This is a genomic window from Pseudomonas sp. TSRC2-2 (assembly GCF_049897785.1).
Taxonomy (GTDB): domain Bacteria; phylum Pseudomonadota; class Gammaproteobacteria; order Pseudomonadales; family Pseudomonadaceae; genus Aquipseudomonas.
This window is the reverse complement of record NZ_JAFCWZ010000007.1, coordinates 345,198-368,768: the sequence shown is the minus strand read 5'-3', so window position 1 is coordinate 368,768 and position 23,571 is coordinate 345,198. Positions and strand designations below refer to the sequence as shown.

At 59.7% G+C, this 23,571-nt stretch carries 13 protein-coding genes; 8 read left to right on the top strand and 5 right to left on the bottom strand.

What is annotated here, in order from left to right; all coding sequences use genetic code 11:
* Positions 1-139 precede the first annotated feature (139 nt).
* The 5 genes from aceE to msrA all read left to right on the top strand — a co-directional run bounded on the left by aceE (position 140) and on the right by msrA (position 10,248).
* On the top strand, positions 140-2,785 hold the full coding sequence (gene aceE / locus ACP7D9_RS16775) for a pyruvate dehydrogenase (acetyl-transferring), homodimeric type (protein WP_101156503.1): 2,646 nt from the start codon (positions 140-142) through the stop codon (positions 2,783-2,785).
* Between the two features lie 11 nt (positions 2,786-2,796).
* The gene (gene aceF / locus ACP7D9_RS16770; RefSeq protein WP_426158661.1) at positions 2,797-4,755 is read left to right on the top strand and encodes a dihydrolipoyllysine-residue acetyltransferase; all 1,959 of its coding nucleotides are present in this window, start codon (positions 2,797-2,799) and stop codon (positions 4,753-4,755) included.
* 278 nt (positions 4,756-5,033) lie between these two features.
* Positions 5,034-6,431, top strand: a complete 1,398-nt coding sequence (locus ACP7D9_RS16765; RefSeq protein ID WP_426158659.1) for an alkaline phosphatase D family protein — start codon at positions 5,034-5,036, stop codon at positions 6,429-6,431.
* Positions 6,432-6,685: 254 nt separating this feature from the next.
* The gene (locus tag ACP7D9_RS16760) at positions 6,686-9,382 is read left to right on the top strand and encodes a putative bifunctional diguanylate cyclase/phosphodiesterase (RefSeq protein ID WP_426158657.1); all 2,697 of its coding nucleotides are present in this window, start codon (positions 6,686-6,688) and stop codon (positions 9,380-9,382) included.
* 200 nt (positions 9,383-9,582) lie between these two features.
* Positions 9,583-10,248 carry a peptide-methionine (S)-S-oxide reductase MsrA gene (msrA, locus tag ACP7D9_RS16755; protein WP_426158655.1) on the top strand — a complete coding sequence of 222 codons (666 nt, stop codon included), beginning with the start codon at positions 9,583-9,585 and terminating at the stop codon, positions 10,246-10,248.
* A gap of 107 nt (positions 10,249-10,355) precedes the next feature.
* On the opposite strand, the gene ACP7D9_RS16750 is transcribed toward msrA, so the two are convergent.
* Positions 10,356-11,195, bottom strand: a complete 840-nt coding sequence (locus tag ACP7D9_RS16750) for a 23S rRNA (adenine(2030)-N(6))-methyltransferase RlmJ (RefSeq protein WP_249482627.1) — start codon at positions 11,193-11,195, stop codon at positions 10,356-10,358.
* 194 nt (positions 11,196-11,389) lie between these two features.
* On the opposite strand from ACP7D9_RS16750, the gene ACP7D9_RS16745 reads away from it, so the two are divergent.
* Entirely contained in the window at positions 11,390-11,806 is a 417-nt protein-coding gene (locus ACP7D9_RS16745) for a hypothetical protein (RefSeq protein ID WP_101156521.1), read from the top strand.
* A gap of 99 nt (positions 11,807-11,905) precedes the next feature.
* Here the strand turns inward: ACP7D9_RS16745 and ACP7D9_RS16740 are convergent, their stop codons facing one another.
* From ACP7D9_RS16740 to putP, 4 genes are all read right to left on the bottom strand, one after another.
* On the bottom strand, positions 11,906-12,226 hold the full coding sequence (locus ACP7D9_RS16740) for a hypothetical protein (protein WP_258710895.1): 321 nt from the start codon (positions 12,224-12,226) through the stop codon (positions 11,906-11,908).
* 326 nt (positions 12,227-12,552) lie between these two features.
* Positions 12,553-13,266, bottom strand: coding sequence for a DUF4123 domain-containing protein (locus ACP7D9_RS16735; RefSeq protein WP_312997726.1), 714 nt, complete (start codon positions 13,264-13,266; stop codon positions 12,553-12,555).
* Positions 13,256-15,271, bottom strand: coding sequence for a type VI secretion system tip protein VgrG (locus tag ACP7D9_RS16730; RefSeq protein WP_426158652.1), 2,016 nt, complete (start codon positions 15,269-15,271; stop codon positions 13,256-13,258). The genes ACP7D9_RS16735 and ACP7D9_RS16730 overlap by 11 nt, the downstream gene beginning before the upstream one ends.
* Before the next feature lie 347 nt (positions 15,272-15,618).
* Complete coding sequence (putP, locus tag ACP7D9_RS16725) at positions 15,619-17,103, bottom strand: sodium/proline symporter PutP (protein WP_101156529.1); 1,485 nt, start codon at positions 17,101-17,103, stop codon at positions 15,619-15,621.
* Between the two features lie 457 nt (positions 17,104-17,560).
* Between putP and putA the strand changes: the two genes are divergently transcribed.
* Together putA and ACP7D9_RS16715 are read left to right on the top strand one after the other, a co-directional pair.
* Entirely contained in the window at positions 17,561-21,514 is a 3,954-nt protein-coding gene (putA, locus tag ACP7D9_RS16720) for a trifunctional transcriptional regulator/proline dehydrogenase/L-glutamate gamma-semialdehyde dehydrogenase (protein WP_426158650.1), read from the top strand.
* A 220-nt stretch (positions 21,515-21,734) separates the two neighbouring features.
* Positions 21,735-23,537 (top strand): acyl-CoA dehydrogenase, encoded by a 1,803-nt coding sequence (locus ACP7D9_RS16715; RefSeq protein WP_426158648.1) that lies wholly within the window; start codon positions 21,735-21,737, stop codon positions 23,535-23,537.
* The last annotated feature ends 34 nt before the right edge of the window (positions 23,538-23,571 follow it).

Genomic DNA, 23,571 nt, shown 5'->3' with positions numbered 1-23,571 from the left:
ATGCCGGAAGATTTGTAGTAAAACTACACGCCGCCGGAACAACCTGTCGGCAATCCAAGAATTTTAAATCGTCTGCCCACAAGGCCAGTCGCAAACTCAGGCAACCGATTCTGGAAGCCTTTCCGCCCTGGAGCAAGCCATGCAAGACCTCGATCCCGTCGAAACCCAGGAATGGCTGGACGCCCTGGAATCGGTTCTCGACAAAGAAGGCGAAGACCGTGCTCACTATCTGATGACCCGTATGGGTGAACTGGCGACCCGCAGCGGCTCGCAGCTCCCTTACGCGATCACCACGCCTTACCGCAACACGATCCCCGTTACCCACGAAGCACGCATGCCTGGCGACCTGTTCATGGAACGCCGCATTCGCTCGCTGGTACGCTGGAACGCGATGGCCATGGTAATGCGCACGAACCTGCGAGATTCGGACCTGGGTGGTCACATCTCCAGCTTCGCTTCCAGTGCGACCCTGTATGACATCGGCTTCAACTATTTCTTCCAGGCCCCGACCGACGAACACGGCGGCGACCTGATCTACTTCCAGGGCCACACCTCGCCAGGCGTTTACGCCCGTGCATTCATGGAAGGCCGCATCACCGAAGACCAGATGAACAACTTCCGTCAGGAAGTCGATGGTCAAGGCCTGTCGTCCTATCCGCACCCTTGGCTGATGCCTGACTTCTGGCAGTTCCCGACCGTATCGATGGGTCTGGGTCCGATCCAGGCGATCTACCAGGCGCGCTTCATGAAGTACCTGGAGCACCGCGGTTTCATCCAGCCGGGCAAACAGAAAGTCTGGTGCTTCCTCGGCGACGGCGAGTGCGACGAGCCTGAATCCCTGGGCGCAATCTCCCTGGCCGGCCGCGAGAAGCTGGACAACCTGATCTTCGTCATCAACTGCAACCTGCAGCGCCTCGACGGCCCGGTTCGCGGCAACGGCAAGATCATCCAGGAACTCGAAGGCGTGTTCCGCGGTGCACAGTGGAACGTGACCAAAGTCATCTGGGGCCGTTTCTGGGACCCACTGCTGGCCAAGGACGTCGACGGCATCCTGCAGCGTCGCATGGACGAAGTCATCGACGGCGAGTACCAGAATTACAAGGCCAAAGACGGCGCGTTCGTTCGCGAGCACTTCTTCAACACGCCTGAACTCAAGGCGATGGTTGCCGATCTGTCCGACGACGAGATCTGGAAACTCAACCGTGGCGGCCACGACCCGTACAAGGTCTACGCGGCGTACCACGAAGCGGTCAACCACAAAGAACAACCGACCGTCATCCTCGCCAAGACCATCAAGGGTTATGGCACCGGTGCCGGCGAAGCGAAAAACACCGCGCACAACACCAAGAAAGTCGATGTCGACAGCCTGAAGTTGTTCCGCGATCGCTTCGACATTCCGGTCAAGGACGAAGAGCTGGAGAACCTGCCGTTCTTCAAGCCTGAGCCAAACAGCGCCGAAGCCCGCTACCTCGCCGAGCGTCGTGCCGCACTGGGCGGTTTCGTGCCGCAGCGCCGTGCGCAGAGCTTCAGCGTACCGACCCCGGATCTGGACACCCTGAAAGCCATCCTCGATGGCTCGGGCGACCGTGAAATTTCCACCACCATGGCTTTCGTGCGGATCCTCGCGCAATTGGTCAAGGACAAGGAAATCGGCCCGCGCATTGTGCCGATCATCCCGGACGAAGCCCGTACCTTCGGTATGGAAGGCATGTTCCGCCAGCTCGGCATCTACTCGTCCGTCGGCCAGCTCTACGAGCCAGTCGATAAAGACCAGGTGATGTTCTACAAGGAAGACCAGAAAGGTCAGATCCTTGAAGAAGGCATCAACGAAGCAGGCGCCATGAGCTCGTTCATCGCTGCCGGTACTTCGTACTCCAGCCACAACCAGCCGATGCTGCCGTTCTACATCTTCTACTCGATGTTCGGCTTCCAGCGTATTGGCGACCTGGCCTGGGCTGCTGGCGACAGCCGCACCCGTGGCTTCCTGATCGGCGGCACCGCCGGCCGTACCACCCTGAACGGTGAAGGCCTGCAGCACGAAGACGGTCACAGCCACCTGCTGGCCGCGACCATCCCGAACTGCCGCACCTACGATCCAACCTACGGCTACGAGCTGGCGGTGATCATTCAGGACGGCATGAAGAAGATGACCGAAGAGCAACAGGACATCTTCTATTACATCACCGTGATGAACGAGTCGTACCAGCAGCCAGCCATGCCAGCCGGTGCCGAAGAAGGCATCAAAAAAGGCATGTACCTGCTCGAGGAAGACACTCGCGATGCGGCGCATCACGTTCAGCTGATGGGCTCCGGCACCATCCTGCGCGAAGTGCGTGAAGCGGCGAAGATCCTGCGTGAAGAGTTCAACGTCGGCGCTGACGTGTGGAGCGTTACCAGCTTCAACGAACTGCGTCGCGACGGCCTGGCCGTAGAGCGCAGCAACCGCCTCAAGCCTGGCCAGAAGCCGAAGCTGAGCTACGTCGAAGAGTGCCTGAACGGCCGTAAAGGTCCGGTCATTGCTTCTACCGACTACATGAAGCTGTTCGCCGAGCAGATCCGTCAGTGGGTACCGTCCAAGGAATTCAAGGTCCTGGGCACCGACGGTTTTGGCCGCAGCGACAGCCGCAAGAAACTGCGTCATTTCTTCGAAGTCGACCGTCATTTCGTGGTGTTGGCAGCCCTGGAAGCACTGGCTGACCGTGGTGATATCGAACCCAAGGTTGTGGCCGAAGCCATCGCCAAGTTCGGCATCGACCCGGAAAAACGCAACCCACTGGACTGCTGAGGAGACATTTTGTGAGCGAACTCATTCGCGTACCTGACATCGGCAGCGGTGAAGGTGAAGTAATTGAACTGTTTGTGAAGGTCGGCGACCGCATCGAAGCCGACCAGAGCATCCTGACCCTGGAATCGGACAAGGCCAGCATGGAAGTGCCGGCCCCGAAAGCCGGCGTCATCAAAAGCCTGAAAGTGAAGCTGGGCGACCGTCTGAAAGAAGGCGACGAACTGCTCGAGCTGGAAGTCGAGGGCGCTGCTGAAGCGGCCCCTGCACCTGCCGCTGCTCCTGCGAAAGCCGAAGAGAAACCGGCGGCCGCACCTGTTGCTGCCGCGCCTGCTGCTGCTCCTGCTGCCGCTTCGGTACAGCAAGTGCACGTGCCGGACATCGGTTCGTCGGACAAGGCACAGATCATCGAGATCCAGGTCAAGGTCGGCGACAGCGTCGAAGCTGATCAATCGCTGATCACCCTGGAATCCGACAAGGCGAGCATGGAAATCCCCTCGCCTGCCGCGGGCGTGGTCAAGGCCATCAGCGTCAAGCTCAACGACGAAGTCGGCACTGGCGATCTGATTCTGGATCTGGAAGTGGCGGGTGCTGCGGCGCCTGCTGCAGCCGCTCCGGCCCAGGCTGCCGCGCCTGCCGCCGCCGCTGCGCCAGCTCCGGCTGCTGCCCCGGCGGCACCGGTCGCCGACAGCGTTCAGGACATCCACGTTCCGGACATCGGTTCGGCCGGCAAGGCGAAGATCATCGAAGTGCTGGTCAAGGCCGGCGACACCGTCGAAGCCGACCAGTCGCTGATCACCCTGGAATCCGACAAGGCCAGCATGGAAATTCCATCGCCTGCCGCTGGCGTGGTCGAAAGCGTTTCGATCAAGCTGGATGACGAAGTCGGCACCGGCGACCTGATCCTCAAGCTGAAAGTCAAAGGCGCGGCGCCTGCTGCTGCTTCGGCTCCAGCGGCCGCTGCTGCACCGAGCGCTCCGGCACCTGCCGCTGCCCCGGCTGCCGCTGCACCTGCTGCTGCCGCTCCAGCCGCCGCACCGGCCAAGCCAGGCGCGAAAGTTCACGCAGGTCCCGCCGTGCGTCAACTGGCCCGTGAGTTCGGCGTCGAGCTGAGCGCTGTTGGCGCCAGCGGTCCGCACGGTCGCATCCTCAAGGAAGACGTGCAGGTTTACGTCAAGGCGATGATGCAAAAGGCCAAGGAAGCACCGGCCGCTGCTGGCGGCGCAACCGGTGGCGCGGGCATCCCGCCGATTCCGGTGGTCGATTTCAGCCGTTTCGGTGAAATCGAAGAAGTGCCAATGACTCGCCTGATGCAAGTCGGCGCTGCCAACCTGCACCGCAGCTGGCTGAACGTGCCACACGTGACGCAATTCGACTCGGCGGACATCACCGAGCTGGAAGCCTTCCGTGTTGCACAGAAGGCCGTGGCCGAGAAGGCTGGCGTCAAGCTGACCATCCTGCCGCTGCTGCTCAAGACCTGCGCGCACCTGCTCAAGGAACTGCCGGACTTCAACAGTTCGCTGGCACCAAGCGGCAAGGCAATCATCCGCAAGAAATACGTGAACATCGGCTTCGCCGTCGACACCCCGGATGGCCTGCTCGTGCCGGTGATCAAGAACGTCGACCAGAAGAGCCTGCTGCAACTGGCGGCCGAAGCGGCTTCGCTGGCTGAAAAGGCCCGCACCAAGAAGCTGTCCTCGGACGAAATGCAAGGCGCCTGCTTCACCATTTCCAGCCTCGGCCACATTGGCGGTACCGGTTTCACGCCGATCGTCAACGCGCCGGAAGTGGCGATCCTCGGTGTGTCCAAGGCGACCATCCAGCCAGTCTGGGACGGCAAAGCCTTCCAGTCGAAGCTGATGCTGCCACTGTCGCTGTCCTACGATCACCGTGTGATCAACGGCGCTGCAGCGGCACGTTTCACTCAGCGTCTGGGCAGCCTGTTGGGCGACATCCGCACCATCCTGCTGTAACTCGAACGGCCCTCCGGCAACGGAGGGCCGTTTGCTGCACCCTTTCGAGCGCCACACGCTCGTACCTCAACCCCGCCAGTCTGGCGGGGCTTTTTTTTGCCTGAAATAAACCGGCCAGCGTCTTTTTCCCACAACCTGCGCTGACGTCGGCCACAAGCCTGGTCCACTTAACGCCAATATTTTCCATCGCCGCCCAACTAACCTCTGCTCAGGAAAGTTGAACCAACGCACGACGTTTATTTATTTCTTATTACTCCAACTTTCGAATGGAATCGATCATGTTCAAACCGACCATTGGCCCGATCGTGGGCCACGCCACAACTAGCGAAATACGAATTTTTATTCGCGGCGAACAGCAGGACAAAAAGAGAGTGTTTGCCGGAGTGCGCGCCCGTAAAGCCGGCGCGGACAAATGGTCTAACAGCGTATTTGCACTTTTGCATCCAGCCAATGACATGTCGGGGGTGCTGGTCCTGCAGGACCTCGAAGCCGACTGTGAATATGAATACCAGGCTGGCTGGCTGAGCCCAATGAATCCGGTGCATACCATCGACACCGTAATAGAGTTTCCACTGCAGTGGCCGCGACAGCTCTACCGTTTCCGTACTCGCACCGCGCAGGCCAACCAGCCCCGGGGCTTTATTGTCGGCTCGTGCCGTTATCTGCGGATCACCGCCGGCATCGCTTCGTTACCGCAATTGGGCGACCGCATCTTTGGCTCGATCAGCCGACTCATCGAAAACAGCCAGTTACCGGTGAGCGCGATGATCATGACCGGGGATCAAGTGTATGTAGATGATTTGAATATGATTGCGCCGGATCGCGAAGCAAAAGATATCCTGAGAAAATATCGAACGGCGTTTTCGCAACCCAATATTCAACGACTGATGTCCAATACATCGACTTACATGATGCTCGACGATCATGAAATCGAAGATAACTGGCCCGCCAAAGCCAGCGCAGCGGACGCGGACTTATATCGCAACGCCATGGCCGCTTATGAACTTTACCAAGCCAGCCACAGCCCGGTTTATGCATGTAACGGTAAAGGCCAGATAGATCGGGATACGCTGAAGCATTACTGGTATCAGTTCGGCGACAGCGATATCGCCTGGTTCGTCACCGACAGCCGAACCCGACGCAACCTGTCGAAAGAAGATCGACGCATTCTCGACATCGAGCAGGAGGAGGCGTTGCTGCAATGGCTGATCCACAGCCCGGCAAGGGTGAAGTTCGTGGTGACCAGCGTGATGTTCTATCCCGATCGCAGATTCAACGGTGACGATGCGTGGAAAGCATTCCCCGAACAGCGTCTGCGTCTGCTGGAAACCATTCGCAGCCACCGGATCAAGAACGTGGTGTTCGTCTCCGGCGACGTCCATGGCTCGCTGACCAGTCGCCTGAGTCATAGCGAAGATGCCGATTTCGAAGTGCATACCATCGTCTCCTCGCCGTTGCACAACAGCAAATTGCTGCCGTATGCCAGAGCCTCGACATTCATCCTCGATCAACCGCTGGTGCGCACGGCGGCCGGGAATTATCGGCACGAGCTGACCAGTGCCGTGGTGAGCCAGGACAACTTCGCTCACGTGGTCGTTGAGGCTGATCAGATCGTGGTCAATTACCATGACCGCGACGGCAATAAGCTGCAGTCGATCAGTATGAAGTTGCGTTGAAACACCAAAAGGTCGCAGCCGTCGGCAGCTCCTGCACAAGGTGCATGACCCTGTAAGGGCTGCGTTAAGCTGCGATTTTCTGTTCATTTCAGTCATGCACTGGAGAAATGTTCACTGCAGCCGACATATTCTTATAGCACTTGGCCTTCATCTCTCTTGTCAGTCGGTGCCGCAATGATGCAACCTTGCCGCAGCCAACAGACAAGAGGGCGAGAGCCCGGCGCATTCAGCATATTTCCAAGCGAGTTCCCTTCATGAAGAGCCAACCCGATGCCGCCAGCCGTATGGCGGCCGAGGTAGTGACGCAGTTGCCTGTGCCCTCGCGGCTCGGCATGCTGCGTTTCGAGCGCTTGAATGAAGCCAGTTGGGCGATGCTGTTCCTTGATCCCAATTGCGAACGCCAGTTCGGCCAGCCGGCCGTCGAGCTCTGCGCGCTGGTCGGCTCGCCCTACGCCAGCCTGATGGAACCCGAGGCGCGCTACCAACTGCACGACGCGATCCAGCAGCAGCTGAGCAAAAGCGCGCATTACGTGGTGCGCTACACCCTGCACACCGCCGCCGGCGCGTTGAACATCCTCGAGTTGGGCGAAGCCTACAAACAGCACAACCGGCATTTGCTGCGCGGCTACCTGCTGGCGGTCGACGAGGTGTTCGACGAAACCCTGGCGCCGCCTTCGGTGGATCTGGAAACCCAGAACTCACGCCTGCAAATCGCTCTTGAGCTGAACCAGCGCGCCCAGCAGGAACAACTGCAGCATCTGGAACGCGTGCGCGCCCAGCAGGATCTGATTCTGCTGCTCGCGCGCCAGCGCTACAGCACGCATAACTCGCTGCAGGAAGCTGCCGAACTGATCACCCGCTGCGCCTGCGATATCTACGAAATCGACTGCGCCAGCCTGTGGAACCTCGAAGGCCAGCGCTTGCTGCCGATCTCCGCCTACCATCGTGCGACCCAGGAATATCTGCTGCCGGAGCCGATCGATATCAGCGGCTTCCCCGATTACATGGAAGCGCTGCACAGCAGCCGCGCCATTGATGCGCACAATGCCATGCACGACCCGCGCACCCGCGAGATGGCTGAGGCGATGCGTGCGCGTGACGTCAACGCCATGCTTGACGCCAGCATTCGCGTCGATGGGCAGGTGGTCGGCGTGCTGTGTCTGGAACAGACCGGCGTCACCCGTGCCTGGCAGTCCGATGAAATCGCCTTTGCCGGTGAGCTGGCCGACCAGTTCGCGCAAGTGATCAACAACCACAACCGTCGTACCGCCACCAGCGCCCTGCACCTGTTTCAGCGCGCGGTCGAGCAGAGCGCCAACGCCTTTTTGCTGGTCAATTGCGACGGCGTCGTCGAATACGTCAACCCGAGCTTCACTGCCATTACCCAGTACACCACCGAGGAGGTCCACGGCCAGCGCCTGTCGGAATTGCCAGCGCTGGAAAACCTCAGCGAGCTGCTGTTCGACGCGCCCTCGGCGCTGGCCCAGAGCAACAGCTGGCAGGGCGAATTCAAGAGCCGGCGCAAGAACCTCGAACCGTACTGGGGGCAGTTATCGATTTCCAAGGTCTACGGCGACAACCGTGAGCTGACGCATTACATCGGCATCTACGAAGACATCACTCAGACCAAACTGGCGCAGCAACGTATCGAGCGCCTGGCTTACACCGACAACCTGACCAACCTGGGCAACCGTCCGGCGTTCATCCGCAATCTCGATGAGCGTTTTGCCCGCGACAGCGATACGCCAATCAGCCTGCTGCTGGTCGACATCGACAATTTCAAGCGCATCAACGACAGCCTGGGTCATCAGACCGGCGACAAACTGTTGATCAGCCTCGCCCGGCGCCTGCGCAATAGCCTCAGCCCGAGTGGCAGCCTTGCGCGTTTCGCCAGTAATGAATTCGCCGTGTTGCTCGACGACACCGACCTTGAAGCAGGGCAGCAGATTGCCAGCCAATTGCTGATGACCCTCGACAAGCCGATGTTCGTCGACAACCAGTTGATCAGCGTCACCGGCTCCGTGGGCCTGGCCTGCGCGCCGCTGCACGGGCGCGATCCGCAAACCCTGATGCGCAACGCCGGTCTGGCGCTGCACAAGGCCAAGGCCAACGGCAAACATCAATTGCAGGTGTTCACTGAAGCGCTGAACGCCGAAGCCAGTTACAAACTGTTCGTCGAGAACAACCTGCGCCGCGCCCTCACGCAGAACGAACTGGACGTGTTCTACCAGCCCAAGCTGTGCCTGCGCAGTGGTCGTCTGCTGGGCATGGAAGCGCTGTTGCGCTGGAACCACCCGGAACGCGGCATGATCCGCCCGGACCAGTTCATCAGCGTCGCCGAGGAAACCGGCCTGATCATTCCGATCGGCAAGTGGATCGCCCGCCAGGCCTGCCGCATGAGCAAATCCTTGACCGCCGCCGGCCTGGGCAATCTGCAAGTGGCGATCAATCTTTCGCCGAAACAGTTCTCCGATCCGGACCTGGTCGCTTCCATCGCCAACATCCTCAGGGAAGAAGCGCTGCCGGCCAATCTGCTCGAACTGGAGCTGACCGAAGGCCTGCTGCTGGAAGCCACCGAAGACACGCATTTGCAGCTCGACCAGCTCAAGCGTCTGGGCCTGACCCTGGCCATGGACGATTTCGGCACCGGGTACTCGTCGCTGAGCTATCTTAAGAAATTCCCGATCGACATCATCAAGATCGATCGCAGCTTCATCCATGAAATCCCCGACAACCAGGACGACATGGAAATTACCTCTGCGGTGATCGCCATGGCTCATAACCTGAAACTCAAGGTTGTGGCTGAAGGCATCGAAACTGCCGAGCAACTGGCGTTCCTGCGCCGGCATCGATGCGACGTCGGCCAGGGTTATCTGTTCGACCGGCCAATCCCCGGCGATGAGCTGATCAAAGCGCTCAAGCGCTACCCGCGCGGGCCGCTCTGCCTCTAACCCCTCTACCCCATTCTCGCCATAACATGCCGCCCCCTGTAGGAGCTGCCGAAGGCTGCGATCTTTTGATCTGGTTTTTAAAAAGCAAAATCAAGTTCGCAGCCTTCGGCAGCTCCTACATTGGGTAGTGATTAACCGGGCATCATTCGGCACACTGGCGGTCTGACTTTTTACCTCCAACCTGACTGAGAGGAACGATCATGGTTCTGCGCTCGGAAATTCTGGTGAACAAAAACGTGCTACCAACCAAAGAACAAGCCCTGCCCGGCCGCGAAACCCCGATGACCCTGCCGGAAAAACACTTCGTCTTCGAAGACACGCCGCTGCTCGGCCCATTCTTTCAGGACGTCGACTTCGCGATCTTCGGCCTGGGCTGTTTCTGGGGTGCGGAACGACGCTTCTGGCAGCGCGAAGGCGTGGTCAGCACCGTGGTCGGTTACGCCGGCGGCTTCACGCCAAACCCCACGTATGAAGAAGTCTGCTCAGGCCTGACCGGCCACGCCGAAGTGGTATTGGTGGTGTATGACAAGGCGCAAGTCAGTTATGAAGAACTGCTGGCGATGTTCTGGGAATTGCACAACCCGACTCAGGGCATGCGTCAGGGCAACGACATCGGCACCCAGTATCGCTCGGTGATCTACGCCACCGCGCCAGAGCAACTGGATGCCGCGCTGAAGAGCAAAGACGTGTATCAGGCTGAACTGGCCAAGGCCGGTCTGGGTGAAATCAGCACCGAGATCGATCAGGCCCCGACCGTGTACTTTGCCGAGGCCTATCACCAGCAGTATCTGGCGAAGAATCCGGAAGGTTACTGCGGGATTGGCGGCACTGGCGTTTGCATGCCACCGAGTCTGGCGGGTAATTAAATTCAAGAGCTTCGCGAGCAAGCCCGCGCCCACATTTGGAATGCATTCTTATGTGGGAGCGGGCTTGCTCGCGAAGGCGTCCGAACAGACACCACCAAACTGACTGATCAGCTCTCGGCAATCAGCCAATCCATCTGCCAGCCACCCTGAGTCTGCCCCAGTTTCTTCGACAACCACGGCAGCAACTCACGCAATTCTTCCTCCAGCCCCCACGGCGGATTCGCAATCGCCATGCCCGAACCGTTCAGGCTGTTCGGCGTGTCCAGCGGATGCACCAGCAACTCCACACGCAGCAACTTCGGCGCACCCGTGCCTGCCAGGTCCTGATAGAACCGCCGCAATGCACGCTGATCCTTGACCGGGTACCAGATCGCTGCCACGGTCTGGCGCATGCGGCCGATGGCTTCTTTCATCGACGCCGCGCAACGCTGCATCTCGTCCAGTTGCTCGAACGGCGGATCGATCAGCATCACCGCCCGCTTCTCCTGCACCGGCAACATCGCCCGCGCCACATGCCAGCCCTCGCCCAGGTGCACTTTCACCCGGCGATCGCCGGCCATGTTGTCCTTGAGCAGCACGCCGTCTTCGGGGTGCTTCTCGTTGAGCATCACCCGATCCTGTGGCCGCGTCAGGCGCCGCGCCAGCTCCGGCGAACCCGGGTAAAAACGCAACTGGCCATCCGGGTTCATCTCGTGCAGCACTTTCATGTAGTCGGCGGTCAGCGCCGGCAGATCGGGCTGATCCCACAACCGCGCAATGCCTTCCAGATACTCGCCGGTACGGTTGGCCTGATCGCCCTGCAAGTCGTACAGACCGATGCCGGCGTGGCTGTCGAGATAGGCAAACGGCTGCTCCTTGCGCGACATCAGGGCAATGAGGCGGGTCAAGGTCAGGTGTTTGAACACATCGGCGTGATTGCCGGCATGGAAGGCGTGACGATAATTCATGGCTGCTCCTGCGAGGGCCGCAAAGTTTACCTTTTACCGGGCGGCAAGTCAGGGGTTCGCAGCCGAGCGGACAAAAGCCTGCCCTCACCCTAACCTTCTCCCTGTATGTACCCGAAGGAGAGGGTTAGGGTGAGGGGCTTTGCTTTTATGGCATTACACTGGCTAAACATGAATGACAGGAAGTCAAAAAACCCATGCGATATCGGATCATCTGCTTACTCGGCCTGCTTAGCCCCTGCCTCGTCCTCGCCGACGAAACCCACATTGAACAGGCCCGCCAGACACTCAAGAATTATGGTCTGAGCCACTGCATTCTGAAGCCATTCAACGAACACTCCGCTCTGGAAAAAGACATTGCACTGTCCGCCAATGGCTATTCGTTCATGGGCAAAGGCATGCATTCCATCCTGCAAAATGAAGACACGCTGCAAGTGCTGCATGACCCCTATAAAGAAACACTGAGCTACGTGTCGACGGCTTACGAGCAGACATCTTTACGCAGCAAACACTCAAGTGAAAAAGTAGTGTTTCTTGCGTGCCTTCACGTCTACAACTCAGAGGCGTTCGACCGCTTTATCCGCAGTCAGGATGCATACATCAATGATGATTGACCCCTTCGAAAGTCAAAAGATCGCAGCCTTCGTCAGCTCCTACACGGGACAGGCGTTCACTTTGCAGGAGCCGTCGAAGGCTGCGATCTTTTGATCTCTTCAGGCAGGCAAGCTGCGCAGGCGCTTGCCGATGACATCAAGTACATCGCAGCCATCACGCAACGGGATGGCGCACAGCAGGGCGAAGTCGCTGAGGATCACGGAGTCGCATTCGATCGAGCCGCGCATGCACATGTTTTCCAGCACCTGGACGACAGCGCGAATCCGGTAATTGGCGGCGTCCATGAGGATATCGAGGGGCACGTGGGTGTCGACGAACAGGCTGGGCATGTCGCTGCAATTGCCGGTGAGGGCCATGAAGCGGTTGTCGGGGTGAGGCGTGATTTTCTTGTAGGGCGGATCATGTTTTGTCGTTGTCATTCTTAGCATCCCTGAAGTTCTGAGTGGAGCCGCCATTGACCTTCCTACGGGTTTGGGTGGCAGCCATGTGCGGGAGTAGGAACTGAGAACTCCAAATCAGCCACGTCGAAACGTGTCCCGCACAAAGCCGCCGTCAACTTGTCATGAATACGCTTTGACCCTTGTATTCAGCCTGCGGCACTTATGCACTTCAGAGTTCGGGATCCTACCCCCTGCCACCGCTCTCGCGGCGACAACGAAAAGACTACCCCTGCAACTCAGCGCGCACCAGTTCATGAAAACCGCCGCGATTCGAAGGAAACGTCCGAAGCGTTTGCCCCGAAATTTCACTCTGTCTCTGCCAGCAAAAACTCCAGAAGCGCCGATCGTGACGAATCTTCCGACATCGATAATTTGAAAAACTGTCCGACTTTGCAGCGCAAAACAGCCTCGGGAAACGCCTCGAACATGGCAGGGTGTTCTTCGCTCAGCCATTGCAGAGCATTCACGATGCGTACGCTTGCATCAGTCTGCGCCAACACTGATTTCGGCACGTTCCACCACGGAAAAACCCGCCCCGAACCCAGCGCTCCACCGCCGATTGCAACGGCTTGGCCGTTGATCAAGCCTCGCGAAATTACCGGCAGCAATTGCGCAGGATCGACCTCGTCAGACTGCAAAAGAGGCAGCAAAAACCGCCCATCCCAGAAGCGGAAAAACACCGCTTTACCGTCCGGCATCAGCACTTGAGTCAGGCTGCGGAAGTGTTCGACCAGCACTTCAAGATCCGCCGAAGACACCGCCAGCCAACCCCAGTCCCGTGAGGCGGTTTCCGCTACCCAACGTAAAAACTCACTGTCTGCAGCGACAATTCCCACATAGGGCATTACCGCTTCCCAATCGGCATAAATGGTCTCGGCCCAAACCGGGTTCGCCGTGCCCTGCCAGACTTTGAACGCATCGGCGTCGCTGGCGCGGCTGAAAATTGCGAACAGTTGTTCTGACGCCAGCAGCGGCTGCCGCGCCAGCCAATCTTCGGCGGTTAATTGTTCAGGCTGCACAAACACCGTCCTTGCATCGCTCACACTCTTCGCAAAAAGGCGCATCACCTTTGAGACTCATGATTTGTGCGGCGGTGAGAATCGCCGCCGGCGCAGCGGCCAGTTTCTCGAGCAATCCCGGCACCACCGGTGCCGCACTCATTGCCGCCATCGGCGCGCCGCCCACCACAATCGGTACGCTGCTGAAAATTCCGCCGGGGCCGATATTGATCCACTGTCCGCCGGCCTGAATCGTTGCGCTCGCGCCGCCATCGATGACCACTTGCTGGCCAGCGCTGATATGGATCTGCGCCGAGGCGCTGGTGGCCTGGCTGTTTACCCGAACGTGCTGGTCGCCGAGCACGGACAAGTGATCATCCTGCCTGACCTCGGTCTGGCGCTGGCCGTGGGTGATGCGCTGTTCGTCGGCTTTGAGTTCATGCCGGGCGGAGCCGGTGACGATCACACTGCGCTGGTTGTCGACCTGCAGTTGCTGATCATTGAGCACATGCTGGGTCCAATTGCGCTGGGCACGCAGGTAGATTTCCTCGGCGCCTTTCTTATCTTCGATGCGCAGTTCGTTGTAACCGCCACCGCCGGGGCTGCTCTGGCTGCGGAAAACGCTGCGAGTCTTGTCTGCCGGCAGATCGAGCGGCACCGGTGTCGCGGCGTTGGGCAGGCAACCCATGACCAGCGGCTTGTCTGCATCGCCATCAATGAAACCGACCAGCACTTCCATGCCGACGCGCGGAATCAGCACGCCGCCGTAGTGATCGTGGGCCCAGCCGGTCGCGACGCGCAGCCAGCAACTGGAGTGCTCGTTCAGCTCGCCGTCGCGATCCCAGGCCAGTTGCACTTTGACCCGCCCGTATTCATCGCAATGGATCTCCAGGTCTTTCGGGCCGGTGACCACGGCGGGTTGGTAACCCGACACGCGCGGCTTTTCCGGGCCCAGCGCCGGACGAAAGAACACGTCCCACGGCGTGGCCACGAAGATATTGCGATAGCCCTGGAAGGATTCGCCATCGCTGGTCACCGACTCCTCCAATACCTGCGGCTGACGGCCACGGTGTTCGACGGCAGTGAGTAACCACAGATCATTCCAGTCGCTGCGCGGATGTTCGACAAGTTGCAGGAAATGTCCGCAGACCAGTGAGGACTGGTCGCTGCTGCCGTCGGCTCGCCGGTAATCGGCGACGTGCCGTTCAAGCGTTCGCCGCGCCAGATGCCTGCCGGTGTCGCGATCGTTGAATTGACCGGGGAAGTGGTAGTCCTCCAGCACTGGACGTTGCTCGCCGTCACTGCGGCTTTCCAGAGACAGGCGCGGTTTTTCGAAGTTGTAGTCACGTCGAGTGACAACGCTGGTGCGGGTTTCGACACGCACGTTGAAACGCTGAATCGCCGGCGCACCGCCCGACATGCCACTACCCGGCAAATATAGCGTCGGCTCGGCCAGCTTCGGAAACACGGTCTGGTCGTCGCCGAACACCAGCAGATGGCCTTCGGGGCTGTGTTGAAAGTGATAATGAATGCCGACTTCGGCACACAGACGCTGGATGAAGGCCAGATCGCTTTCCGCGTACTGCACGCAGTACTCGCGCTCCGGGTACTCGCTACCCAGGCGAAATTCAAAGGCATCGCGCAGGATCGAATGATCCTTGAGGATCTGCGTGACAATTTGCGGCACGCTTTGATGCTGAAAAATCCGCTGGTTGATGCGATGCCCCAGATACATCAGACGCGGAACGAGGCTGAGGTGATAGCGCGTCAGACGTTTCCCGGAATCGCCCTGCCCGACCTGATAAATCTGACCATGAAAACCGCAACCCTGAGCATCGAAACTCAGATACGCCTGACTGTGCAGCAGGCTTTCGAGATCCAGGTCCGGCCGCTCGCTGACCAGTTCGAGTTCGAAGCGAAAAGGCTGGCTGATGGCTTCCCTGCCCGAGAACTCAAGGACCTTGAGGTCATCCTGAGCGCCTTCGAGGGTCAACGTAAAACGCGGTTGATTGGCAGGGGCGAACATCCGATGTCTCTCTGCAGTGTGGGGCGGGCGATTCTGCGGGAGAGGCAAGGGGTGATGAACAGGTGCCCGGAAATTCAGATTTGCCCTACGCAGGTTGCTGAAAGCGCCTGAGAACGCGGTGCCTTCGACTACAGACAAATCCCCCAAACCCGTACACAGAACGAACTGTGGGCTTGCTCGCGAAGGCGCCGGGTCAGTCGATTGAGATGTCGCCTGATATGCCGCATTCGCGAGCAAGCCCGCTCCCACACTGGATTTGCAGCTTCGCCGAAAATCTACAGGCAATAAAAAACGGCCCGCCTCCGGTAGGAAACGGGCCGTTCTGATGTGAGCCGAAGCTCAGCGCATTATTTGTTCAGGTGGAAATCTTTTTCCGCTGCTTCGAAGCGCTGCACCATGCCAGCGGTCGGCGCGCCGAGCTTGCTGACGATGTAGATGGCCAGGCTGGCGAAGATGAAGCCAGGGATGATTTCGTACAGGCCAAGCAGTTCGAAATGCTTCCAGAGCACCACGGTAATCGCGCCGACCAGAATACCGGCCAGTGCACCGTTGCGGGTCATGTCTTTCCAGATGACCGAGATCAGCACAACCGGACCGAACGCAGCGCCGAAACCGGCCCAGGCGTAGGACACCAGGCCCAGTACGCGGTTATCCGGATTGGCAGCCATAGCGATGGCAATCAGTGCTACCAACAGCACCATCGCACGACCGACCCAGACCAGCTCCTGTTGCGAGGCGGACTTGCGCAGGAAGGCCTTGTAGAAGTCTTCGGTCAGGGCGCTCGAGCACACCAGCAACTGGCAGCTCAAGGTGCTCATTACCGCAGCCAGAATGGCCGACAGCAGCACACCGGCAACCCATGGGTTGAAGAGGAGTTTTGCCAGTTCGATGAACACCCGCTCAGGGTTTTCAGCGACCGGGCCGGCCACTTCCGGGTGCGCCGAGAAATAGGCGATACCGAAGAAGCCCACCGCCACGGTGCCGCCCAGGCACAGGATCATCCAGGTCATGGAAATGCGACGCGCCTTGGCGATCGACTTCACCGAATCCGCCGCCATGAAACGCGCGAGGATGTGCGGCTGACCGAAGTAGCCCAGCCCCCAACCCATCAGCGAAATGATGCCGATGAAAGTGGTGCCCTTGAGCATGTCGAAATTGCTCGGATCTTGCGCTTCGATGGCGAGGAATGTGGTATCGACGCCGCCAGTGGCCAGCAGGACGATGATCGGCGTAAGGATCAGCGCGAAGATCATCAGCGTGGCTTGTACGGTGTCGGTCCAGCTCACAGCCAGGAAACCACCGATAAAGGTGTAGGCAATCGTCGCCGCAGCACCGGCCCACAGCGCCGTTTCGTAGGTCATGCCGAACGTGCTTTCGAACAGGCGGGCACCCGCGACGATGCCGGATGCGCAGTAGATGGTGAAGAACACCAGAATCACGATCGCCGAGATGATTCGCAGCAGGCCGCTTTTGTCTTCAAAACGGCTGGCGAAGTAGTCCGGCAGGGTCAAGGCGTCGCCGTTGTGCTCGGTCTGTACGCGCAGACGACCGGCCACGAACAGCCAGTTCAGGTAGGCCCCGATGACCAGGCCAATGGCGATCCAGCTTTCGGAAAGACCGGACATGTAGATGGCGCCCGGCAGGCCCATCAGCAACCAGCCGCTCATGTCGGAGGCACCGGCAGACAGCGCGGTGACGACGCTGCCGAGGCTGCGACCGCCGAGAATATAGTCAGAAAGGTTGTTGGTGGAGCGATAGGCCATCAAGCCGATCAGCACCATTGCTGCGATGTAGATCACGAATGTGATCAGGGTTGGATTGCTTACGCTCATTGAGTTACGCCCTGGCTTTGTTTTTATGTAGCGGCGGTGGTGAACCGCTCGCAAACGACGACGTTTGGCAGACGATCCGGGATCCCGCGCATTTAAGACTGATGTTTCCCCAGGAAAGCCATCAGCCGGTACACCGGGTTATTCCCGGTTGCACCTTGGCGGCGAATGCTATGCAACAAAGCAAATAAGGTGCAACCAGTTTCGCGAGAATTAGTTGCACCCAGTCGGATTAATCGACGCTCACCGGGTTTTTGCTCCCTTTTAAGGCAGTCAGGGCTCTTTGCTAGAAGTGAAAGCACCAAGCAGAGGCAGTACTTTGGTCGCGGAAATTAATTCCTGACCCGTTGCGGATTTTTCCGACAAAAAAGGGTTGCACCCGGTTGCACCTCATTCAGCGCACGGCTAATCTTGCCGCCAGCTGATGCCACGCAACTGTGGCAACCATGAGGATAAAAATATGGCTACCACCACCCTTGGGGTCAAACTCGATGACCCGACCCGCGAGCGCCTGAAGGCTGCCGCAACCTCGATTGATCGCACGCCGCACTGGCTGATCAAACAGGCAATTTTCAATTACCTGGAAAAACTCGAGGGTGGTGCAACCCTGACCGAGTTGAACGGTTTGACCGCCAAAGACGCCGATGACGCTGGCGAAGTGCAGACCGATCACGCTCACCAATGCTTCCTCGAATTCGCTGAAAGCATCCTGCCGCAATCGGTTCTGCGTGCTTCGATCACCGCCGCCTACCGCCGCCCTGAGCCGGAAGTCGTGCCAATGCTAATCGAGCAGGCGCGCCTGCCGGCACCGATGGCCGAAGCCACCAACAAACTCGCCGCGACCATCGCCGAAAAACTGCGTAACCAGAAAAGTGCCGGTGGTCGTGCGGGCATTGTTCAGGGTCTGCTGCAGGAATTTTCTTTGTCGTCCCAGGAAGGTGTGGCGCTGATGTGCCTGGCCGAAGCGCTGCTGCGTATCCCCGACAAAGGCACACGCGATGCGCTGATCCGCGACAAGATCAGCACCGGCAACTGGCATCCACACCTGGGCAACAGTCCTTCGCTGTTCGTCAACGCCGCGACCTGGGGCCTGCTGCTGACCGGTAAACTGGTTTCCACCCACAACGAAGCCGGCCTGACTTCTTCGCTGAGCCGCATCATCGGCAAGAGCGGCGAGCCGATGATCCGCAAGGGCGTCGACATGGCCATGCGCCTGATGGGCGAGCAGTTCGTTACCGGCGAAACCATCGCCGAAGCGCTGGCCAACGCGAGCAAGTTCGAAACCAAGGGCTTCCGCTATTCGTACGACATGCTCGGTGAAGCGGCACTCACCGAAGTCGACGCGCAAAAATACCTGGCCTCGTACGAACAAGCCATCCACTCGATCGGCAAAGCGTCCCACGGTCGTGGGATTTATGAAGGCCCGGGCATTTCCATCAAGCTCTCGGCACTGCACCCGCGTTACAGCCGTGCTCAGTACGAGCGTGTAATGGACGAGCTGTACCCACGCCTGCTGTCGCTGACCCTGCTGGCCAAGCAATATGACATCGGCCTGAACATCGACGCCGAAGAAGCCGACCGCCTCGAGCTGTCGCTGGATCTGCTCGAGCGCCTGTGCTTCGAGCCGCAGCTGACCGGCTGGAACGGTATCGGTTTCGTTATCCAGGCTTACCAGAAGCGTTGCCCGTACGTGATCGACTACGTGATCGATCTGGCCCGCCGCAGCCGTCATCGCCTGATGATCCGCCTGGTGAAAGGCGCGTACTGGGACAGCGAAATCAAGCGCGCTCAGGTCGAAGGTCTGGAAGGCTATCCGGTCTACACCCGCAAGGTGTACACCGACGTTTCCTACATCGCTTGCGCACGCAAACTGCTCTCGGTGCCGGAAGTCATCTACCCGCAATTCGCCACGCATAACGCCCACACTCTGTCGGCGATTTATCACATTGCCGGTCAGAACTATTACCCCGGCCAGTACGAATTCCAGTGCCTGCACGGCATGGGCGAGCCGCTTTACGAACAAGTGGTTGGCAAGGTTTCCGAGGGCAAGCTGAACCGTCCGTGCCGCGTTTACGCTCCGGTCGGCACCCACGAAACCCTGCTGGCGTACCTCGTGCGTCGTCTACTGGAAAACGGCGCCAACACCTCGTTCGTCAACCGCATCGCCGACCAGTCGATTTCGATTCAGGAACTGGTCGCCGATCCGGTGGCGCAAATCGAGCAGATGGCCACCATGGAAGGCGGTTTCGGTCTGCCGCACCCGCGCATTCCGCTGCCGCGTGATCTGTACGGTGCCGAGCGCGCCAACTCCAGCGGCATTGACATGGCCAACGAACATCGTCTGGCCTCGCTGTCCTGCGCCTTGCTCGCCACCGCGCACAATGACTGGAAAGCCGCGCCGATGCTCGGCTGCGCGTCCAGCAACGAAACGCCGGCAGCAGTGCTGAACCCGTCCGATCACCGCGATGTGGTCGGTCACGTTCAGGAAGCCACCGTCGAGGACGTCGACAACGCCATTCAATGCGCGCTGAACGCCGCGCCGATCTGGCAGGCCACCCCGCCGGCCGAGCGCGCGGCGATTCTGGAACGTGCTGCAGATTTGATGGAAGGCGAGATCCAGCCGCTGATGGGCCTGTTGGCGCGCGAAGCCGGCAAGACCTACGCCAACGCCATCGCCGAAGTCCGCGAAGCGGTCGACTTCCTGCGTTATTACGCGGTGCAGGCACGCAACGATTTCAGCAATGATGCCCACCGCCCACTCGGTCCGGTCGTATGCATCAGCCCGTGGAACTTCCCGCTGGCGATCTTCAGCGGCCAGGTCGCTGCGGCACTGGCCGCCGGTAACCCGGTGCTGGCCAAACCGGCCGAACAAACTCCGCTGGTCGCCGCTCAAGCCGTGCGCTTGATGCTCGAAGCCGGCATCCCGGAAGGCGTGCTGCAACTGCTGCCGGGGCGCGGTGAAACGGTCGGCGCCGGTCTGGTCGGTGACGAACGCGTAAAAGGCGTGATGTTCACCGGTTCCACCGAAGTCGCGCGCTTGCTGCAACGCAACATCGCCGGGCGTCTCGACAGCCAGGGCCGCCCGATCCCGCTGATCGCCGAAACCGGTGGCCAGAACGCGATGATCGTCGACTCCTCGGCACTGACCGAACAAGTGGTGATCGACGTAGTGTCGTCGGCCTTCGACAGCGCCGGTCAGCGTTGCTCAGCACTGCGGGTACTGTGCCTGCAGGAAGATTCTGCCGATCGCGTCATCGAAATGCTCAAAGGTGCGATGGCCGAAAGCCGTCTCGGCAATCCGGAGCGTCTGTCCGTGGACATCGGCCCGGTGATCGACGCCGAAGCCAAGGCCGGCATCGACAAGCACATCCAGGGCATGCGCGACAAAGGCCGCAACGTTTACCAAGTGGCAATTGCCGACAGCGAAGAGGTCAAGCGCGGCACCTTCGTCATGCCGACTCTGATCGAACTGGAAAGCTTCGACGAACTGCAACGCGAGATCTTCGGCCCAGTGCTGCACGTGGTGCGCTACAAGCGCAAAGAGCTGGATCAACTGATCGGCCAGATCAACGCCTCCGGTTACGGCCTGACGCTGGGCGTGCACACGCGCATCGACGAGACCATCGCCAAGGTGATCGACAACGTCAACGCCGGTAACGTCTACGTCAACCGCAACATCGTCGGTGCCGTGGTCGGCGTGCAGCCATTTGGCGGCGAAGGCCTGTCGGGTACTGGGCCGAAAGCCGGTGGCCCGCTGTATCTGTACCGCTTGCTGTCGACGCGTCCTACCGACGCCATCGAACAATCCTTCGCTCGCGGTGACGCCGTTATCGCCCCGGACGTTCGTCTGCGCGACGCCATGAGCAAACCGCTGAACGCGCTGAAAGCCTGGGCTGAAAGCAACAAGTACGCCGACCTGAGCACCCTGTGCGTGCAGTACGCGGCGCAATCGCAGAGCGGCATCACCCGCGTACTGGCAGGCCCGACCGGCGAGAAAAACAGCTACGCCATCCTGCCGCGCGAACACGTGCTGTGCCTGGCGGAAGTTGAAGGTGACTTGCTGACGCAACTGGCGGCGGTGCTGGCGGTGGGCGGTTCGGCTGTATGGCCGGAGTCGGACATCAGCAAGGCATTGTTCGCACGTCTGCCGAAGGACATTCAGGCGCGGATCAAGTTGGTAGCTGACTGGAATAAAGATGAAGTGGTGTTTGATGCGGTTCTGCATCACGGCCATTCCGACCAGTTGCGCGGCGTTTGCCAACAGATTGCCAAGCGTGCCGGCGCGATCGTTGGCGTTCAGGGCTTGTCCCAGGGCGAAACCAACATTGCGCTGGAACGCCTGGTAATTGAGCGGGCATTGAGCGTCAACACCGCTGCGGCGGGGGGTAATGCCAGCTTGATGACGATCGGTTAAACCGCTGTAAATTCAGGCGACTGCAATGGTCGCCTGGCTCGCTCCCACAGAAGATCAAAGATCGCAGCCTTCGGCAGCTCCTACAGGGAACGCATTCCAAATGCAGGAGCTGCCGAAGGCTGCGATCTTTTGCTTCTGCATCACTCTCATCAATCATCCTATCCAGCCTCTATTCCCCCACCTTAGACTCGGCCCAACCTCAATTCACAGGTAAGCCGCCATGTCCGAGACGCTGCTCAGTTCCCGCAATCTGGCTTTCGAGCTGTACGAAGTCCTTGATGCCGAGGGCCTGACCCGGCGAGAGCGTTTTGCCGAGCACAATCGCGAGACCTTCGACGCTGCCATCGGCACCGCGCGCAACATCGCCGAAAAGTATTTTGCCCCGCACAACCGCAAGGGCGATGAAAACGAGCCGCGCTATGAAGACGGCCAGGCGATTCTTATTCCCGAAGTGAAACCGGCGGTGGATGCCTTTCTCGAGGCCGGTTTTCTCAACGCCGCACGCAGTTTTGAAGCTGGCGGCATGCAACTGCCGACGCTCCTGTCGCAAGCCTGCTTCGCGCATTTCCAGTCGGCTAACGCCGCGTCGACCTCGTACCCATTCCTGACCATGGGTGCGGCGAACCTGATCGAGAGCTTCGGCAGCGAAGAGCAGAAGCAGCGGTTTCTGCAACCGATGATCGACGGGCGCTTCTTCGGCACCATGGCCCTGACCGAGCCGCACGCCGGTTCGTCGCTGTCGGATATTCGTACCCGCGCCGAGCCTGCGTCCGACGGCACTTACCGCCTCAAGGGCAACAAGATCTTCATCTCCGGCGGTGATCACCCGCTCTCGGAAAACATCGTGCACATGGTGCTGGCGAAACTGCCGGATGCGCCGCCGGGAGTGAAAGGTATTTCGCTGTTCATCGTGCCGAAGTTTCTGGTCAACGACGACGGCAGCCTCGGCCAGCGCAACGACGTGTTGCTCGCCGGGTTGTTTCACAAGATGGGCTGGCGCGGCACGACGTCGACGGCACTGAATTTTGGCGATAACGGCGAGTGCGTCGGCTATCTGGTGGGCAAGCCGCACCATGGTTTGAGCTACATGTTCCAGATGATGAATGAGGCGCGAATCGGCGTCGGCATGGGTGCGGTGATGCTCGGTTATGCCGGTTACCTGTATTCGCTGGACTATGCGCGCGAGCGGCCGCAGGGGCGGGTGCCGGACAGCAAGGATCCGACCACCGCGCCGGTGGCGATCATCCAGCACGCGGACGTCAGACGCATGCTGCTGACGCAGAAATCCTACGTCGAAGGCGCATTTGACCTCGGCCTGTATGCCGCGCGGTTGTTCGATGACACCACCACGCTGCAAACCGAAGCCGAGCGTAAGCAGGCGCACGAGTTGCTGGACCTGCTGACGCCGATCGTCAAATCCTGGCCATCGGAGTTTTGCCTGAAGGCCAACGAACTGGCGATCCAGATTCTTGGCGGTCACGGTTACACGCGCGAATACCCGGTGGAGCAGTACTACCGTGACAACCGCCTGAACCCGATCCACGAAGGCACCCACGGCATTCAGTCGCTGGATCTGCTTGGCCGCAAACTGGCGCAGAACGGTGGCGCTGGGCTGAAGCAATTGATCCGCCTGATCGCCAACACCGCTGAACGCGCCGCTGCGTACGATTCGCTGACCGCACTGCGGGAACCGCTGGAGAAACTCGTTGCCCGCCTGCAAACCGTGACCATCGGCCTGCTGACCGATCTGGCGCAGGGCAAGGTCAACAGCAGTCTGGCGAACTCGGCGCTGTACCTGAAAGTGTTTGGCCACGCGGTGATCGGCTGGCGCTGGCTGGAGCAAGCGATTCGCGCCGAGGAAGGCCTGGCCAACGGGAATGCGGCGGATGTCGACTTCTACAAGGGCAAGTTGCAGGCAGCGCGATATTTCCTGACGTGGGAAGTGCCGGGTTGCCAGCATGAGCTGGACTTGCTGGAGGCGCGGGATGATACGTGTCTGGCGATGCGGGACGCGTGGTTCTAAAAGCAAAAGATCGCAGCCTTCGGCAGCTCCTGCA

What these genes read in the sequence shown, in the direction of transcription:
- ACP7D9_RS16730 (WP_426158652.1), bottom strand. Translation starts at nt 15,271, where the DNA reads ATGTTCGCCCCTGCCAATCAACCGCGTTTTACGTTGACCCTCGAAGGC.
- ACP7D9_RS16760 (WP_426158657.1), top strand. Translation starts at nt 6,686, where the DNA reads ATGAAGAGCCAACCCGATGCCGCCAGCCGTATGGCGGCCGAGGTAGTG.
- ACP7D9_RS16745 (WP_101156521.1), top strand. Translation starts at nt 11,390, where the DNA reads ATGCGATATCGGATCATCTGCTTACTCGGCCTGCTTAGCCCCTGCCTC.
- ACP7D9_RS16750 (WP_249482627.1), bottom strand. Translation starts at nt 11,195, where the DNA reads ATGAATTATCGTCACGCCTTCCATGCCGGCAATCACGCCGATGTGTTC.
- ACP7D9_RS16765 (WP_426158659.1), top strand. Translation starts at nt 5,034, where the DNA reads ATGTTCAAACCGACCATTGGCCCGATCGTGGGCCACGCCACAACTAGC.
- ACP7D9_RS16715 (WP_426158648.1), top strand. Translation starts at nt 21,735, where the DNA reads ATGTCCGAGACGCTGCTCAGTTCCCGCAATCTGGCTTTCGAGCTGTAC.
- putP (WP_101156529.1), bottom strand. Translation starts at nt 17,103, where the DNA reads ATGAGCGTAAGCAATCCAACCCTGATCACATTCGTGATCTACATCGCA.
- aceE (WP_101156503.1), top strand. Translation starts at nt 140, where the DNA reads ATGCAAGACCTCGATCCCGTCGAAACCCAGGAATGGCTGGACGCCCTG.
- ACP7D9_RS16740 (WP_258710895.1), bottom strand. Translation starts at nt 12,226, where the DNA reads ATGACAACGACAAAACATGATCCGCCCTACAAGAAAATCACGCCTCAC.
- putA (WP_426158650.1), top strand. Translation starts at nt 17,561, where the DNA reads ATGGCTACCACCACCCTTGGGGTCAAACTCGATGACCCGACCCGCGAG.
- msrA (WP_426158655.1), top strand. Translation starts at nt 9,583, where the DNA reads ATGGTTCTGCGCTCGGAAATTCTGGTGAACAAAAACGTGCTACCAACC.